Below are 16,399 nucleotides of genomic sequence, written 5' to 3'. Positions count from 1 at the left end.
ATACCTATGTTTTATGAAGAACTTATGATGGACCCGCAAACATTAATTAAATTTAAAATATTCCGGCGTATGCTGACTCTGCAAAACCCTAGCCACCCAATCGCACAATTGGCAAAGGAAATGGAGTTAAGCTACCAACAAGCTTTTATAGAGTTGACTGAGATCGACCAAGATCTAACTGAGTTAACTCCGGATCATATGTCGATACTCGGTCGTGGCGGTAAATTACAGCCTCAGAATATCGCGGTAACGATCGATGAATACCGCTTCTATTTATTGAATAAAAGCGTTCCGTTCTTATATGTTCTTTACATGCTGAATGAAGACAATCCTACGATCACGGATTTTTGTGCAAAATACGATGTCAGTCGTTCAACGGTGTCTCGCAAATTTGAACATCTAAAAAAACATTTGAAGCAATTTCAGCTTCGCTTTACGTACACTGAATCAAACTTAGTGGGCGATGAGCGTCTTGTGCGGCTCTCCCTATTCAATATCATTTGGTTAGGTACTCGTGGAATAGAATGGCCATTTGCGATCGCTGAGAGTGAGACAGAAAAAATGGTGGATCGATTCACGGAGTATTTCCCAATGACTCATTCTTATCTTGGCCGATTAGAGTTGAAGTATTTCGCCGCCTTGATTCTTTTACGAATCAAAAAAGGGAATTTTGCCAAATACGACAAGCGGTACAATTTCCTGATGAAAAATAATCCATATTTCGATTTTGAGCGTTTGACACAAGTCGTTGATCCTGAAGTTTCAATGACAGACAAACAATTAAAAGGCGAATCAGGGTTTATTTATTTGATGGCGCAAATCTTCCCATTCTACTTGAGTCCTGAAGAAGAAGCTTTGCAACAAACCTTGCAATTCTTTTCAAGCAAACAAAACCCAGTTTATCCGTTAGTCGCAGACTTGTTAGCAGAGATGAAAGCAACCTTCTTTGCTTCACAACCTGGCCTGTTAGACGAGCCATTGGTCGTGGGTAATTTAATCAATGTGACTTTCGGCAACTACGTTTTCCGTCAGCCGTTTCCAAATATCTATCGCTTGCTGACACCCTCGATCAATCGCGGGTCTGCTGAAGAGCAGCTGCAGCAAAAAATCGATGAATTCTTAACGAACTATCGCGAAGAATCAGCGGTGGACTATATCAATGATGAAAACCAAGAGCAGATGGCAACGATGTATACCCACGCCCTGCTGCCGTTTTATGATCAAATCCGTTATTCGAATCGTTTACGGGTAGGGGTTGCGTTAGAAGATAATTTCTTAGTCGTTCAAGGATTGAATCAATTCCTACATGACTTGACCTTCGTAGCAGCAGAACCTTATGATCTAAACCAGCAAGAAAATTATGATGTCATCGTTAGTTCCAATCAGTTGATGAAAAAACTCAAACCAGAAAAAATGAGTTATATTTGGGATTATGCGGCAGACGATCGGCAATACATTGATTTGTATCGTACGTTGAAAAACCGTTTTGATGAAAAGAACCTTTCTCTGTAACCAAACCGTTACGGTTTCTTAAGAACTTCCGAAAAGATTTGTCACAGAATATTCATATTTATCTCGTATACTCTATGTATACCAACAAACAACCCTAACTAACACTTTTTCATTTTTAACTCCTTCCCGTCGGCCACCCACCGACGGGTCTTTTTTTACTTATTTTCGCAGCCAGCAAACTTAAACACTTTCCAATCTTTTCTCCACAAAAAATTCATATTTGGACAGTATAGTGTACATAACCCAACAAACAACCCTAACTAACACTTTTCATTTTTACTCCTTGCCTGTCAGCTACCCACTGACAGGCTCCTTTTTTTCTTACGGGGTTTGCCGTATACTAAAGGCAGGAGGTGGCCTATGACAACAGCCATTACGACAGTTGACCAATACATTGCAGCAGCTCCAGCAGAACGACAAGCGATTTTAAGAAAGGTCCGTCAAACCATCAAAGCCGTTTTACCTGAAGCGGTTGAAAAGATCAGTTATCAAATGCCTACTTATCATCAGGGAGAAAATATCGTACATTTTGCCTGCGCCAAACAGCATCTAGGCTTTTATCCCACGCCTTCTGCGATCACGGCCTTCCAAGAGGACTTACAACCATACAAGACCAGTAAAGGGGCGGTCCAGTTTTCTTTTGCACAGCCGATCCCTTACGAACTGATCGCTGTGATGACCGCTTGGCGACTCGCAGAAGTCAAAAACAAGCACGCGTAACTAGCAATTAAAAAACCGCTATGTCTAATGACGCAGCGGTTTTTTTGCTATGCACAGGCTTGTTTACAAGCCGGGTTTTGTATTCAAGGTGCTAACTTTCAGCACATGATGCAGGGGAATAATCCGCAGCTGCTGACGGTCGCTTTGTAATTTCAAGACAACTTGTTCTTTTGCTACCGTTTTGCCGACGATCCAGCCGGTAACGGTTTCAAAACCACCCAATTTCTCTGTTTTTACTTGCAGCACGACCAGATGCTTGGCAGCGGCTGCCTCTTGCAGCGTTCGCCGGATTTCTTTGACTTTCTCAGACTGATTCTTCTTGTCAGCATCATCACTGAAAAAGGTATCCAGCAACGTTGTGGATGTCATCACAATGAGTTTTCCCAATTGTTTGATGGGCGATGGTTTCTTTTCCATTGGACATTCCTTTCTGCGCGTTGCAGCAGTTTCTAAAACCACACATACGTTCGCATTTCCATGGTTCTATTTTAGCAAATTTTTGATAAAATACAAGCGAACACGCCTTATTTTTCAGAAGAAATAACCTCTAGCCAATAAGGAATCCCCTCTTGCAGCAGTTGATAGGTCTCTTCGAAATCTCCTGTATAATAAGGATCTGGTACTTCCTCAGCCTCTTTGCCAGGAACAACACTCAAATACGAACGGATCTTTGCGGTCGTATCGGCAGGTGCTAGCGCTTGAAGTGTTTCAACATTGTTCGCATCCATGCCGATGATCCAATCAAATGTGGCAAAATCCGCTTCAGTGATCTGCCTTGAAATAAGACCGTCACTAGAGATCCCTGCTTGACGCAGTCTTTTTTTGGTTCCGGGATGAGCAGAATGTCCGACTTCCCATGAGCTGGTCGCTGCCGAATCGATCTGCCAATCCAACTTGTGTTTTGCTATTTCTGCTTTATAAATAGCTTCTGCCATGGGGGAACGGCAAATATTACCTAAACAAACAAATAAAACTTTCGTCATCGCTTACTGCTCCTCTTTTTCATAGATTTGGTGGCCAAAAAATTCCACATCCTTCGCCAAACGAAACAATTGCGTCGCAATCTCTAATGGGGTCTCTGGAAAGTCGTTGTGAATCCAATTTTCCAAAATGCCTCCGCAGCCGTAGGAAAAGAATCGGCTATAAAATAGAATGTCTTGTTTCGTCAATTGCTGCTCTTGATCGACCTCCAAGAACAAGCGCTGAAAAAGCGGTTCTGTGATCTGTAAAAAACCGTTCATTAAGATCTCGCGGTCATAAGCCAGTGATTTGCGGTAAAAGGCCGGCGCTTGTTTCATTGCTTTCAGCATGCGCAAGGCGGCTTCTTCCCAGTTATCAAGGGAGACATCTTCTGTCGTCAAAAAAATCAGGGCATCTTGCCGATAGATCCATTGGATCAAAGCTTTTTTATCAGGAAAATGGTAGTAAAACGTCTGCCGATTGACTTGCGCCTTTTCGGCGATCTCCTGTACGCTGATTTTATTCACTTCTTTGGTCTCACAAAGGGTGATCAATGTCTGGCCAATCACAGCCTTCGTTTGTTTCCCATCCATCATAGGGCACCTCTTTTTCTTCTCTTTCTATCATACCAAATTTTCTACTAAAAAAAAATCCTATCAAATGGTCCTTTTTCACAGACCTTATCCGAACACTTCATCAGGGCAATAGATCCCTGTGTGCTTTTTGCATATGGTAGATTTCTGCAAAAAACGCCTGCCTTCATTTGAGGCAGACGCTGCTTTCGATAGTTAAACGGCAAGATGCTCACTGTGCCGTTTTGGTTTGAAATTGTTCTCTGCGAATCACGCTGATTTTTTCAGTAAAATTGGCCCAATCGATGGGTCTAGGTGGTGCGAGCCATAAAATATGGTCGATCCCCAACGCACCATAAAATGGCAGGTTTGAAAGAATCAGGTGCGTATGATCATCTGGGTAACTCTGGAATTGCACATTCAAATCGAGAATTTTTTCAATATTCTTTTTGATCATCTGGTTGTAGGAATCACCAAACGAAAAATCAACACAGACATATAAAGGAACCAAAATCTCTTTTAGTGGAATCGTAGAAACTAATAAAATTAGGTATCTAAAAAACAAAAACTCTTTATTGTTCCATAAGATCGGTCGATTACGACTTTCTTCCAGATAGTTGCGGCAAAACGCAGCATATTCAGGATACGTCTCAAGAAAATATGTGACATCCATGTATTGGTATTCATAACGAGAACTAAAAGAAAACGACAAGAGCTGGTAATGAATCGTAGTCGTTTCGACATGAAGCAGCGCCAACGTGTCAGTGGTTAGCGAAAACTGCTGTTGGACTGCCTGAATAAACTGCTCGTTTAATTGTTGGATATAGGTTTGTTCTTGGTCGATGTAGCTATTGTTGTCGATCAACCAGCCTTCAACGATCAAGAAGCGCAAAATATCTCGTGCCTCACGTTCTAGGACTTCTTGATCGGTGATCGTCAAGATCTCTTGTAACCAGCGCTTCAATTCTTCAATAATCACTAAATGTTTGGGTAAGACTAAATCATTTTCCACATTGTTTTGCATGTAATGTCCTTTAGACATCCGCGCCAAAACAATGCCTAGATAATGTTTCTTGCGAATCCGCATGCGGGCAGACTGTTCTGGATTCAGCCAAGTACTTTCATTGAATCGATCAAACGTCTTTTCTTTGTCCAAGATACCTTTTGGGAAAGGGGAATGGTTCAAATAATATTCCTTCATAAAAAAGAGAAAAATAAACTCCCGAATCTCACTTTCTTCACCAACCAGCTGAAACTCTTTCGTCACTTCAATGTCGTATTCTTTCAAGATCAGTTTGAATTGTTTAAATTCTTTATAGACGGGATTATGACTTAGATAGTGATTGGTAGCAAATTCGTATAAAGAAGACAATTGCTCAAAAAAGCATTCTTTCAACATAGAAAATTTTAACGCTTGATCTAGATAATAGGTCAGTAGTGTGTCAGAAGTTGCCAGCCCGGAGGCATTCAATTTAATGACCGTCCCATCGGTCACGATCTCAAATTCCTCATTCAATCCTAGTTCATAAAAATCAAGATTCAATTCTTGAACGGTTTTGTTGATCAGAAATTCCGACATGGTCAATTGGTCCATCAATGTTTCCTTCGTTTCAGAAAGAGCGACTGCGTTTTCCAAATATTGTAGCATCATCAATTTTCGTTTGTCCGCCTTATTCAAAAATGTCACAAACATGCGTTTTCAAGCCTCCGTTATTTTTTTGGCCATAAAGAACGTTTCCTGAAAATAAATAGCATAAGCTGGCAAGATACGAAGGTTTGTCATCCCCGTCACCATCCGTATTATTTCCCGGCAGTGCTAAATCGACAGCCAAACGATCCGACGCAAAAACATCTTCCAACATGACTCGTTGTGCTAAGTGCTTCTGTTTTTCCAAAAAACTGCTTTCTGGAAATGCGGATTGTTCCTGTTCTTTTTTCGGAACAGGTTCCGGTTCAGGAGCCGGTGATTCTTTGGATTCTTCCTTTTCTGCAGGCGGTTCATCTGCTTTCTCCGTACTTTCTTCTGGCGGATCCTTTGGGACGATTTCTTCTGAGGGGTCTAGCGGATTATAGATAGTCGCAAAAACAACTTGTTCTGTGACAAGATCGATCATTCCAATAATCATGCAGGCACCAATGACAAAACCAAATCTGCGTTTCATTTCTTCACCCTCCTTATCAACAGAGCTTCTTTTTGATGCTCTTTCTACGGCGCTGAACGTTTCAACAGTTTGTGAACGCCAAGCAGACATCCACTAATTATAAATAAAATAACAAATAAAAGAAACCAATTTTTTTTAGATTGTTGTCTCCATAACATTTCTTGTTTTTTAGCCATCACTCTCGCGCCTTGTGACGTACTGCCCATGGTCGCTGTGTTTTGCGATTGTCCGGCAGTTGCTTGCTCAACAGGAATCGCTGTCAGCACGTAGCGTTCTTCTGTTCGAGTAGGTGTGGGACAAGTAATCAATGTCAACTTTGGTGTCTGGTCATCTGTTAGAACCGACAAGTCGGATTCATCTACGACTTTTTTATCGATAATAATATACTGCTGGCGTTCCTCGAGGTAGGTTACGGACACTTCCATCCCCACCTGTGCTTCTAGCAATTGACCAAATAACAAACTTTGTCTACCGAGATGATGCCCTAAAACGACAAAATTGTTATTTTTTAACAAACGTTCCGGAAACATCACGACACCGCCTTTCAGCAGCTGCTGATTGGTTATCCCCACCAATAGTGGCTGCTGGAACTCGATCGCTTCAATTGCAACAAAGCCGTACCCGGTGATCGTTGCCGACTGCGGAGCCAATACATCCCCTAGAGCCGGCATTTGAATCGTTTCTTCTTCTGGAATCGTTGTCGGCAGCTGGGTCGCTATCGTCAATTCGCTTGTGCGTAATTGCCAACTGACGATGCTTTCTTTTAAAAAAGGAAGTGCCAACAAGAGGATACCTGCGATGATCAAGCCATCGATCAAGTATTTCTCAAGGTGCTCACGCTTCATCCGTTTCATTTTTTTTCTTTCGTCGGTACCATAAAAGCAGCAGTAAGGCGAGCAGCAGCAACAGACCGCCGATCAAGAAGTAAAGCCACGTGTAATCTGTTTCGATCGTCACATCTTTCTTATTAAGATCACGAGCGACATCTCCCGTCACTGTGAATTCTTTTTCGAAGCTCCATTTATAGAGATAGCTTTCTTCCTCGCCTTCTTCATTCTCCACTTTGTATTGTCCTTCATCGCTTTTCCCACCGTAGGCCACGGAAGTCAACACATAGGTCCCTGCTTCTAAACGTTGTCCTTCCAAGGAAATTGGGTACGAGAAGTTTGAATTAGGTGCCATTTGCATTCGTGAGGTATCTGAAGCATACAAGACGTCACTATCACCTTTCTTCCTCACTTCATTGATCAACCGCAAGGAATTTAAGTAAGCTGCTTCAGGATTTTGCAACGTAACATTGATGGTATTGCGGGCGTTGACTTGTCCCGGTCCAACATCCAGCAGTTTTAGATCCGGCGTGACTTCTGTTGTATTTTGACGGAGTAAAATCGCAACGACATAGGCATACTCATTCTTGATGGCTAACCCTTGGTCTTCTTCACTGTCAGCAGTATCGGTTTCCTCTGTCGTTTCTTTCAAGGTCAAACCACCGGCAATAACCCCTTCAAACGGTTCTGAGGGCATACTGATCTTTAATGGCAAGGTGATTTGGGATTGTTTCGGGATCGTGATCTCTTCCTCCACTTCAATCAAATCAGCCATATCATAAGGCAAGGTTTCGTCCGCTTCGATGTCGTTTTCGCCATATTCCACGACCCCGTTTAGATTCGTGGTAGCTGAAGCGATCACTGGCGCGATGACGACCTCTTGATCGGTGTCATTGCGCAATTGGACTTCTACAGTTTGAACCGCTCCCGGCTCCATTTTCAAGTCAAAATAAGTCTTTTCTTTATCGATTTGATTCTCTGGAATCACTGGATTGACGGCAAAGTTAAATTCAGAAGCGGTTCCTATGGTTGGTACAAAAAAGAAAATACTTGCGAATAGGAGCGCCAAAAGCTGTTTGATTTTTTTCATGATGGATGTCCCTTCTTTCTATGTATTCTCCTTGAACCTCGAAAGGGTTCAAGGAGAAAGCTGGTACTTATGGGTTGGTTGGTGTGTCTGTTAGTAACCAAGTAAACGTGGTGTTGTATTGGCTGGCATATTTCGTCGTTGAGCCTGGAACTTCCAACTCAATGCTATCCATGGCTGCAGCTAAACTATCGCCCCAGCTCATTAAATAGGTCCCTGCCCCTTCGCCATCTTGGGCACTCATCACTAAGGATTGGGCACCGTTTGGATTCAATGTGATCGTTGCGCTCACATTTGATGGTTTTGGTGACAATGAAGGAGTTACTACAGTTCCCTTCGTCAAACGAATTTGCGCAGCAGTCAATTCTTGATCTTCCGCTGTTTTGAACTGACCATTTTGGCGAACATTCAATGTCCAACCGCTCTCTGTTCCCCGATTGTCTGTCACTTGGACAAAATTCGGTCCTTCTTGATTATCACCAACTGAATCCACATATTTTTGAGTTTCCGCATGGTAGATCTCTGTTTTTGAGGTGATTTTTTGTGTGCCAAAGTAAAGGCTTGAAGCAAAATCAATCGATAGCGGTCCGTTCGTTCCTGGATTTGGTCCATCTGGGTCCGTTGGATCCACTGGTTTGATCGGATTTTCTGGATCTGGATCTGTTGGGCTGATTGGATTGGTTGGATCTGTATTTGGTTCAAAGGTGATTTGTCCATTTGAGTTGTAATCTGCACTGTCCGCTGCTTGTGCCAGCACTGGTGCTGCTAGGCTTAAGCCTAATACTGAGAGAAATGCTAATGTTTTTTTCATGTCTATACTCCTTATCCTTCCGTTCCTGGTGTATCTGATAATACCCAAGTCAATGTGGTTGTGTAGCTAACGGCATCTTTTGGGGTGCTGCCTGGTACAGAAAGTGCGACTGCTTTGGTAATATCGGCTTGTACTTCTTGATCATCTTTGTCTATTTCAGTGATCGACTCAACGCTTCCCCAAGCATTGACCCATGTCCCAGCACCTGTTTGATTTGCTGCGGTCATCACCAATGATTCAGCACCTGCTGCATCCAACGTGATTGTCGCTTCTGCCACGGGAGCTGTGACGCCAACCGCATTTGATTTAACGTCAGGACTTGTTAGGGTGATGACAGAACCTGTCAATTCTTTATTCAAGGTCGTCTCATTTTTAAATTGACCATTTTGCTTCACAGACAACCGCCAACCGGCATTACTACCGCGATTATCAGTTACTTGGACATAATTGGCAGTTTTTAATGTAGAAGCTGTGCCATCATCGTTCAAGTACCCTTGTGCTCGTGCATAATAGACTTCGTTTTTATTAGAGATTTTATTGACACCAAAATCTAAGCTAGAGGCATAATCGATCGATAATGGGCCATTTGTTCCAGGATTTGGTCCATCGGGATCGGTTGGATCCACAGGATTGACCGGGTTTTCTGGATCTGGATTTTCTGGATTGACTGGGTTCGTCGGATCAGTATTCGGAATAAAATCAACCGCCCCATTTGAGGTGTAAGAAGCCGCTTCGGCTGCTGAAACCTCGGTTGCTGCACTCGCTGCTGCCAATACGGCAAGACTTAAAAAGACCCATGCTGTTTTTTTCATTTCTATTTGACACTCCTTTATCTGTTTTACTGAAAATCAGTGATTTTAATTGCTTTCAGGGACATTCTTTAAATTCCAAGTCAATGTCGTCCGATACTCTTTGGCTAATTTTACGGAACTGCCTGGTACGTTTAATTTTACTGCCGTTGACCCTTCCGTTGCATCGTTCCCAAACTTGTAGATCCAAGTGCCCATTCCTTTTCCGACAGGTGCGTTGACCAAGGTGATTTCACTATCGGGTACAAAGGTATGACTTGCAGTAACTGTTGGTGCATACTGCATATCGGTGACTGAAGTTGCTGCACCTGAGGCGATCGATAATGAAGCGCCGACTAGCTCTTCGTCATCAGCCGTTTTGAATTGTCCGTTTTGCACAACACTCAATGACCAACCTTCTTGCGTTCCTCGTTTATCTGTTACTTGCACATAATTTGGTCCAGCAGCGCCAGCTGTGAACTCTTGCAGCTGTGCGTAATAATCTTTTGTTTCAGAAGTAATCAGTTGGTTGCCAAATTGAAAACTTGAAGCAAAATCAATCGATAATGGTCCAGCTGTTCCAGGATTTGGTCCATCTGGATCGGTTGGATCGACGGGATCCACTGGTTTTTCTGGATCGGTCGGATCAACTGGATTGGTTGGATTCGGGTCCGCTTCAAAAGTGATTGCTCCATTTGAAGTGTATTCAGCGGCATTAACGGTTGTTGGTAACAGAGCAGTGCTCATCAATAGAATGCCTGCCGTCAAGAAAAGTTTTTTCATTTTTTGTTCTCCTTTTGATTAAAATGATTCCTGCTGCCAACAAAACGACAAGACCACTGCTTTGATAGCTATTGAAGTGATCTGATCCTGTTGCCGGCAGAATATTGTTGCCTTTTTGATTAACTTGTTTATTCCCTGGCTGTTCTTTTACGGGCTCTTCTGGCTCCTCAACTGGTTCTTCATAGACGCCGAAAAAGGAAGTAATGCCATTGCTGTCATAAGCACCTGCTTCGGCTGCTGAAACGAGCTGAGGAAATATTAATAGACAGCCAGCAATAATACCGATCATGATTTTTTTCATTTGTTTTCCTGCCTTTATGGGTTGCCAGGTGCCGAAACCAGTTGCCAGCTCAAGGTTCCTTGATAGTCCCCAACTTTTTGCTGTTCGACTGGAACGGTAAGCTTGATTCCTTCATTCTGACTTTCGCCCCAGTGCTGATTCACGACGTATGTGCCATTTTCTGTCAATTCCGTTTCCTCGATGATCATTTCCCCACTGGTTATCATCTGTTCTTGACCGTTTGTCACAAAGCGGAAGACATCGGTTAATTGATCTGTCCCATCCGTTAATGGCTGTTGCTCTTTGACCGTCAAGCGCCATGGACTCCGTTCGGACCCTCTCGTATCTTTCACCGCTAGCTCACCTGTGATCGTTGGCCAATAATCTTGTGTTTCTGTGGCAACTTTCTGCTGCCCAAAATCAAAGTCTGTTGGCACACTGCTTAAAATAAGCTCGCCGGCAACTGCGACATTGACGACTTTTTCTGCCCGTTGACTGCCTGCTTCATAATGGTAAGCCGTTGATACATTTTTCAACAGCTCATCTTCCGTTGCTTGCTGGATCGCGGCAAAAGCTTGCGGATCGACAGTCGGTGGTATATTTGCCCGATTATCTGCAAAAATCGTGGTTGCTTGGGTATAGTCTGCCAAAGCGGCTTCATCTGTCAGCGCCGTTGCTTCTGGTAAGGTCAAACGGACATCTTTTGCATAGACGGCAAATTGCCGATCAGCAGAAATGACACTTTCATTTTTGACCACCACCAGATTCACGGTAGTTTCTTCCTGATTCTGATCGTTTTCCCCTACTGAAAAAGTGATCGCTTGTTTGCGGTAGACCGCTGTTTCTAACGGTTCTTGAATCGCAGCTAAGACCTCATCTGTCAGCGTATCCTTAAAGAAAGGACGCCCGCTGGCTTCGAGATAAGTCACGGCTTGTTCTTTGGTCAGCGATTGTGCCTCTTGCTCTGTAAGGATCACATTGCGGGCTTGGACTTCCGCCTTATTTGAGTAGCGGACACTAATATCGTAACTATACTCCCCATCAGGACTCGTCCAGTCAACTGGCTCTGAATCTGGTTGTTCCGTCAACTGCTGATCCGTGCTATCCAGCTTGCTGGATTTGATTTGCCCCGCATAGACCCATGAACCGGACGTTTGGGTTTCTGGTGTAAACGTCAATGTTGGCAATTCCGTTACCGTGTAGGGAATCAATAAACGCCCTTTTTGCACCTGTGTCCCCGCCTGCTCAGTTCCCCATGCTTGCAAGGTCAGCGGCGTATTGTTCTCTTTGACTGCCGTTACATTGTGACTAATGGCGCCAATCCCGTTAGCGACTCCCGGTGTTTCGACTTCGTAGTTAATGATCGAACCTGGTATCGCAATACCGTACCCGTTGGCTGCATTGGTCACATCGTTGTCCCCGATGAAGGTTTTCCCAGTCGCTTTTTCGATCCCGCTGAAGTTGATTGGCGTGATCGCTGCAGCATTAGCAGCAGTTGGATTTATAGTCAGTACTTGATAGGCACTAACCGCTCCAAACCACGTCCCTTGACTGTTGACTCGAGAACCTGCATCATTGGTCGTCGTTTTCAGCCACGTTAAATGATCTTTGTCCGTATCTGGTGTTGCGAAATCTGAAAGATTGATTCGCCCCGTTCCCGGCGGTGACTCAATCGTCCCTTTGTCTTCCACCGTTAACTTCGCGCCTGAAATCAAATTCGTTGCAGAAGAAATACCGATACCGGCATCCTTGGAAAGATGGATGTCACCGAACTGATGATAGGTCGTTGCGTGATTGACAGCAGTGGCTGAACGGCCATTTTTGATGTCTCCCCCATTGGCCATTAGCTTGATGCCGTTTGTCACATTCAATTCGGTAAAGTTGACGATTCCCAGACCCGTCACAGCGATTGGATCAGTTTGATAAGAAGCTGTCCCATCGACATTTTCACCAAAGCTCATCTTCACTTGATTGCTGCTGTTGGCTACGATCGTGTTCGTAAAGTTGTCTGACGCATTTCCGCCTGAAATCCCATTGATACTTTTGGCTCCTTGAACCCGCATTTCGACATCTCTTAAAATTCGATTTGAAGAAATGTTTGAATAATTTGTTGTATACAAGTTACCGATACTTGATCCTTCAGCTTGTATATTAATATTGATTTTACCGCTTCTTGTGTTGGCGGCCGTTGAACCACCATCGCCATAGATCGTTGCACCATTCAGTGCATCTGACCCCGGCTTTGTGTATATGTTCAATGTAATCGTATTGGTACTATCAGTCCCAACGATGTTGGTACTGTTAAACGGATTTCCACCTGAGATATTCGTTCCTGAAGGAAGCTTAAATTCCCCTTCATAATCCCTTAGGTCGATTGTTAATTGTGCATCCCCTAGCAGCGAACCTGCATTCGTGATTCCCCCAGAAAAAGCACTTGGACCTGTCCGAGGTGTTCCAGAAAAATCTCCGCCGTAAATTCGATTATCAGAATTTCCATTGATCGTGTGTCCCGAAAAATATCCATATGATGCACCCATTGAGGCATTGATAATACCATCATGAACAGTGACTGAAACGTCCCCTGTAATTTTGGCATCCCCCCAACCGCCGCCACTAAGAAACCAGTCGACTTGACCGTAATTTACTTCAGCATGTGAATTACCGAATACACGTTTACCGGTATATCCTGCACCTTCCAAAGTATCAACGATCCCGCCATTCAAGATGTTTGCCGTGTTTCCCTCGATGATTCCTGAAAAACCACCACCATAGGTCCAACGAGCGACTACATTGTTTAAGACTGTTTTTGTATCCCCATAAATATAAAGGTTGGTTGCTTGCACACCATTGGTACCGCCTCCGCCTACGATATCAAACGTTCCGACACCATTTGCTCGTGAATTCAAGCTATTTGAATAGGCGATACCATCTTTATAAGATCGTCCCCCATAACTGTAGACGAATCCAGGTCCGCCGACCGTGCGAGAATCATTTAATACGCCGACTTCGACAGTTGTGCTGCCGTCAATAAAGCCACCATACCCAGCTGCCCGCGTATACGATAAGTTGTCTCCTCCATAGCTGACACAGCCTTCTAGGATTTTCGTCGTAATATCACCGTATACTTTAAAGCGAGCAGTGGTTTCAGCGTAAGCCCGGCGATCAGTTGGTGTCATCGCGTCATACACACTATCAGATCCAGTTTGCAGACTGGTAACACTTACGTCCATTCCTGCTCCGCCATCGACACGATTGAACGACCCTTGATTGTAGTCACCTGCTTTAATCGTATTTTCAATACTCCCAGTAATCGTTCCATTGGTTCGATTGGCACCAATAAAATAGGCTGCTCCTGTAGAATAGGCGCTAGTGTCTACTTGGTTCGTAATCGCTGTTTGCTCTCGTGTCTGTCCAATATTTCCTTCTCTGGAACCACCATAATAATTCAATCCTGTACCGGTCCAACCACCCACTCCTGTGAGAGTATTGTGGACTGTTCCACCAATGTTCCCGTATTGAACACCGCCATAATAGGTTCCTAAACGGAAATTGGTGTTCGTTGTTTGAAAGACTGTTGCGACATTACCGGTAACATTGGCTGTATTTGAAGTAGTGGTTCCGACACCGCCCCCATAATAATTGGTCAGTGTGCCATTTAGTCGATTGATCGTGACACTGGTATTCCCATCAATCGTACCGATATTGGCACCTCCTGCAATCGTACTGATGCCGCCCACCGTATTATTTACGACAACCGCTGTATTCCCAGTCAATGTACCACCGCTTTGATTCCCACCATAGATGTTCCAAGTTCCAGAGCCTGTCGCATTTACAGTGATCGTCGGATTTCCAGTAAGGTCGCCATTGTTGCTTCCTCCATAAATAGAAAGGCCATTGCCGGTGGAACCACCGTTCAAGGAAAGACTATGCCCATTCATGTACATTCTCGTCCCCGTATAGTTGAGGTTTCGAATCACTACATCAGAACCGAAGTAGATGTCCGTACCAAAAGGAACGGTTCGACTACCCGAAGTCAACGTTGTTGCATCTGTGATGGGATCATCACTATGCCCTGTGATGATCAAGCGGCTGATTTTTCCTTGTAGTGCATAAAAAGTCATATTTGTATTATCCACTGTATCTGGAATCGTTTTTGAAGTCAGATTTGTTGGCAAAGACGGTAAAGCTGAGCCAGAGCCAACATACAAAGCAAATTCTTGGCCATTGCCGTTTTGATACATATCGAACAACGCTTGACGAATCCCTTCAGCACTATTGGTGTATTCTGCATATGCTGAATCATCTCCAGCTGGACTTGGTACAGCGATCACTTTCGTTTTATCGGCTTCTGCAATGATCTCTTTGATCGATTGTTCTGCCAACGAGATGTCCGCCGCTCTTGCCTTAACAGTCGGTTTAAAAACAGCAGTCAAGGTTTGATTCTCCGTGAGAATCAATTCGGTCAGCGCTTGACTTGTATAGACCGTGCCATCTAACGACCAACCTTCAAAAGCAGTATCATCTTCAAAAACTGGTAAATCACTTTCTTTTAGTGCTTCCCCTTTGTTTTTGCTGATCTGAGTGCGGGTTTCCCCGGTAGCAAATACATGCTCCTTGTCTGTCAGAAAGGTCACCTGTACTTCTTCTGCAGCTTCCGATGAAGCTTCTGTTTCAGCTGAAGCTGTGTCAGTGGCTCCTGTAGACGAATCTGTCGAAGCAAGTTCGCTAGATGCTTGCACGTCAGTTTCGTTCGTCTCTTCCAGACTGTCGATCGATGAAACGACAGGGTCAGAAGAAGACATACTTTGTTCTTCACTTGTTTTTGTAACACTTTCGGCTTGTGCCACTACCATTGCATATGAAAAACACGGACCTGATGTTAGTAGAAAAACAAGTAAAGTTGTTAAAAACCGTTTCACTTTATCCCTCCTATCTTAAAATAATAAACGTATCGCGCAGTGCACGCCCTGTGTTACAACTCTTAGTTTAGCGAGTTGACGAAAGAGAATTATAATTCTTTTTTTCTTCCATTCAAAATTATGATTATAATTGTTTTTTCATAATTCCAATTTTTGTAACTTCCACATCTTACAGCTATTAACTACTCATCAATTAAAAAAAGCTCAAATTATCAAGATGAATCATCGACTCTTTTCAAAAAAATGCTTTTCTCTTTCATAAATCATACAAAAAACGAGGGATAAATCAACACTATAAATTAAATTAAGATGAGAAAAATAAATAGAAAGTTAAAATATTTGACAAAAACTAATGTTCCAAAGGTCTTTTATATAAGCCAAAAATAGTAAGTTAAAAGAACGCTTCCCGTCTTCTCTCCGTAGTTAATGATAATGTTATAATCAAAAAATGAATAAAAAACGTTATTTAAAAATTTCAGCACACATAAAATAACAAAATAAAAATTATTATTTTTTTTATAAATCACTGTTTTTGATAAAATAAGTAAAGTTATTTTTGAAATAACGCAAAAAAGAGACTGTGACAAAAGCCCATAAAAGAACGCCGCAAGAAAGGCTCTATAATTTATGGGACTGATGAGTCAAAATTGATTCTTCAGCCTCATTTTCATTTTCGGTATTAAAAAACATATCGTTCTCTAATATGATTAAATCACGACAAAATAAACAAACTAAGAGGACGATAAGTGGTATGAATGATTCTATCAAATATGAATACAAAACAAGGAAAGTAATATTAAAAAAAATCTGAGCTAGAATGAGTTTCATCCTGCTCAGATTTATCTTTTTGTATATTAGCCTCTATTGAAAATAGCTATTATTCTCCAATGACTTGTGCGTATACATCGTTGCAAGATGTTGCCTCTCCATTAGCAAATGATACTGAATATATGATGCCTCGGCTTCATTTGTTGCAGT

14 protein-coding genes are annotated in these 16,399 nt (G+C 42.9%); 2 read left to right on the top strand and 12 right to left on the bottom strand.

Annotated features, from left to right (window positions below):
* Nucleotides 1-6 precede the first annotated feature (6 nt).
* Together IGI94_RS01830 and IGI94_RS01825 are read left to right on the top strand one after the other, a co-directional pair.
* A complete protein-coding gene (locus IGI94_RS01830; protein ID WP_005232342.1) occupies nucleotides 7-1,512 on the top strand; it encodes a helix-turn-helix domain-containing protein in 1,506 nt (501 codons plus the stop codon).
* A gap of 360 nt (nucleotides 1,513-1,872) precedes the next feature.
* A complete protein-coding gene (locus IGI94_RS01825; RefSeq protein ID WP_005232344.1) occupies nucleotides 1,873-2,232 on the top strand; it encodes an iron chaperone in 360 nt (119 codons plus the stop codon).
* Between the two features lie 63 nt (nucleotides 2,233-2,295).
* Here IGI94_RS01825 and IGI94_RS01820 read toward each other — a convergent pair whose 3' ends face one another.
* The 12 genes from IGI94_RS01820 to IGI94_RS01765 all read right to left on the bottom strand — a co-directional run bounded on the left by IGI94_RS01820 (nucleotide 2,296) and on the right by IGI94_RS01765 (nucleotide 15,421).
* Nucleotides 2,296-2,649: a hypothetical protein gene (locus IGI94_RS01820; RefSeq protein WP_005232346.1), complete on the bottom strand. Its 354-nt coding sequence runs from the start codon at nucleotides 2,647-2,649 to the stop codon at nucleotides 2,296-2,298.
* Nucleotides 2,650-2,756: 107 nt separating this feature from the next.
* Entirely contained in the window at nucleotides 2,757-3,215 is a 459-nt protein-coding gene (locus tag IGI94_RS01815; RefSeq protein ID WP_005232347.1) for a low molecular weight protein-tyrosine-phosphatase, read from the bottom strand.
* Nucleotides 3,216-3,218: 3 nt separating this feature from the next.
* A complete protein-coding gene (locus IGI94_RS01810; protein ID WP_005227190.1) occupies nucleotides 3,219-3,788 on the bottom strand; it encodes a TetR/AcrR family transcriptional regulator in 570 nt (189 codons plus the stop codon).
* 208 nt (nucleotides 3,789-3,996) lie between these two features.
* The gene (locus IGI94_RS01805; RefSeq protein ID WP_139959848.1) at nucleotides 3,997-5,457 is read right to left on the bottom strand and encodes a helix-turn-helix domain-containing protein; all 1,461 of its coding nucleotides are present in this window, start codon (nucleotides 5,455-5,457) and stop codon (nucleotides 3,997-3,999) included.
* Nucleotides 5,435-5,926, bottom strand: coding sequence for a hypothetical protein (locus tag IGI94_RS01800; protein WP_438899354.1), 492 nt, complete (start codon nucleotides 5,924-5,926; stop codon nucleotides 5,435-5,437). Before IGI94_RS01800 ends, IGI94_RS01805 begins: the two co-directional genes overlap by 23 nt.
* Nucleotides 5,927-5,970: 44 nt before the next feature.
* Entirely contained in the window at nucleotides 5,971-6,771 is an 801-nt protein-coding gene (locus IGI94_RS01795; protein WP_016619637.1) for a class A sortase, read from the bottom strand.
* Entirely contained in the window at nucleotides 6,761-7,843 is a 1,083-nt protein-coding gene (locus tag IGI94_RS01790) for a DUF916 and DUF3324 domain-containing protein (protein ID WP_016619636.1), read from the bottom strand. The genes IGI94_RS01795 and IGI94_RS01790 overlap by 11 nt, the downstream gene beginning before the upstream one ends.
* Nucleotides 7,844-7,910: 67 nt before the next feature.
* The gene (locus IGI94_RS01785; protein WP_016619635.1) at nucleotides 7,911-8,651 is read right to left on the bottom strand and encodes a WxL domain-containing protein; all 741 of its coding nucleotides are present in this window, start codon (nucleotides 8,649-8,651) and stop codon (nucleotides 7,911-7,913) included.
* Nucleotides 8,652-8,662: 11 nt separating this feature from the next.
* Nucleotides 8,663-9,463 carry a WxL domain-containing protein gene (locus IGI94_RS01780; protein WP_438899353.1) on the bottom strand — a complete coding sequence of 267 codons (801 nt, stop codon included), beginning with the start codon at nucleotides 9,461-9,463 and terminating at the stop codon, nucleotides 8,663-8,665.
* 45 nt (nucleotides 9,464-9,508) lie between these two features.
* On the bottom strand, nucleotides 9,509-10,222 hold the full coding sequence (locus IGI94_RS01775) for a WxL domain-containing protein (RefSeq protein ID WP_016609549.1): 714 nt from the start codon (nucleotides 10,220-10,222) through the stop codon (nucleotides 9,509-9,511).
* Nucleotides 10,155-10,523 carry an LPXTG cell wall anchor domain-containing protein gene (locus tag IGI94_RS01770; protein ID WP_008376260.1) on the bottom strand — a complete coding sequence of 123 codons (369 nt, stop codon included), beginning with the start codon at nucleotides 10,521-10,523 and terminating at the stop codon, nucleotides 10,155-10,157. Before IGI94_RS01770 ends, IGI94_RS01775 begins: the two co-directional genes overlap by 68 nt.
* A gap of 14 nt (nucleotides 10,524-10,537) precedes the next feature.
* A complete protein-coding gene (locus IGI94_RS01765) occupies nucleotides 10,538-15,421 on the bottom strand; it encodes a hypothetical protein (protein WP_438899352.1) in 4,884 nt (1,627 codons plus the stop codon).
* Nucleotides 15,422-16,399 lie beyond the last annotated feature (978 nt).

The sequence above is a fragment of the Enterococcus sp. AZ149 genome, from assembly GCF_051714285.1.
In the GTDB taxonomy this organism is placed as follows: domain Bacteria; phylum Bacillota; class Bacilli; order Lactobacillales; family Enterococcaceae; genus Enterococcus_D; species Enterococcus_D entomosocium.
The sequence above is the reverse complement of the archived record's forward strand: the minus strand, read 5'-3'. Positions and strand labels throughout refer to the sequence as shown.

What these genes read in the sequence shown, in the direction of transcription:
- IGI94_RS01830 (WP_005232342.1), top strand. Translation starts at nt 7, where the DNA reads ATGTTTTATGAAGAACTTATGATGGACCCGCAAACATTAATTAAATTT.
- IGI94_RS01825 (WP_005232344.1), top strand. Translation starts at nt 1,873, where the DNA reads ATGACAACAGCCATTACGACAGTTGACCAATACATTGCAGCAGCTCCA.
- IGI94_RS01820 (WP_005232346.1), bottom strand. Translation starts at nt 2,649, where the DNA reads ATGGAAAAGAAACCATCGCCCATCAAACAATTGGGAAAACTCATTGTG.
- IGI94_RS01815 (WP_005232347.1), bottom strand. Translation starts at nt 3,215, where the DNA reads ATGACGAAAGTTTTATTTGTTTGTTTAGGTAATATTTGCCGTTCCCCC.
- IGI94_RS01810 (WP_005227190.1), bottom strand. Translation starts at nt 3,788, where the DNA reads ATGATGGATGGGAAACAAACGAAGGCTGTGATTGGCCAGACATTGATC.
- IGI94_RS01805 (WP_139959848.1), bottom strand. Translation starts at nt 5,457, where the DNA reads ATGTTTGTGACATTTTTGAATAAGGCGGACAAACGAAAATTGATGATG.
- IGI94_RS01800 (WP_438899354.1), bottom strand. Translation starts at nt 5,926, where the DNA reads ATGAAACGCAGATTTGGTTTTGTCATTGGTGCCTGCATGATTATTGGA.
- IGI94_RS01795 (WP_016619637.1), bottom strand. Translation starts at nt 6,771, where the DNA reads ATGAAGCGTGAGCACCTTGAGAAATACTTGATCGATGGCTTGATCATC.
- IGI94_RS01790 (WP_016619636.1), bottom strand. Translation starts at nt 7,843, where the DNA reads ATGAAAAAAATCAAACAGCTTTTGGCGCTCCTATTCGCAAGTATTTTC.
- IGI94_RS01785 (WP_016619635.1), bottom strand. Translation starts at nt 8,651, where the DNA reads ATGAAAAAAACATTAGCATTTCTCTCAGTATTAGGCTTAAGCCTAGCA.
- IGI94_RS01780 (WP_438899353.1), bottom strand. Translation starts at nt 9,463, where the DNA reads ATGAAAAAAACAGCATGGGTCTTTTTAAGTCTTGCCGTATTGGCAGCA.
- IGI94_RS01775 (WP_016609549.1), bottom strand. Translation starts at nt 10,222, where the DNA reads ATGAAAAAACTTTTCTTGACGGCAGGCATTCTATTGATGAGCACTGCT.
- IGI94_RS01770 (WP_008376260.1), bottom strand. Translation starts at nt 10,523, where the DNA reads ATGAAAAAAATCATGATCGGTATTATTGCTGGCTGTCTATTAATATTT.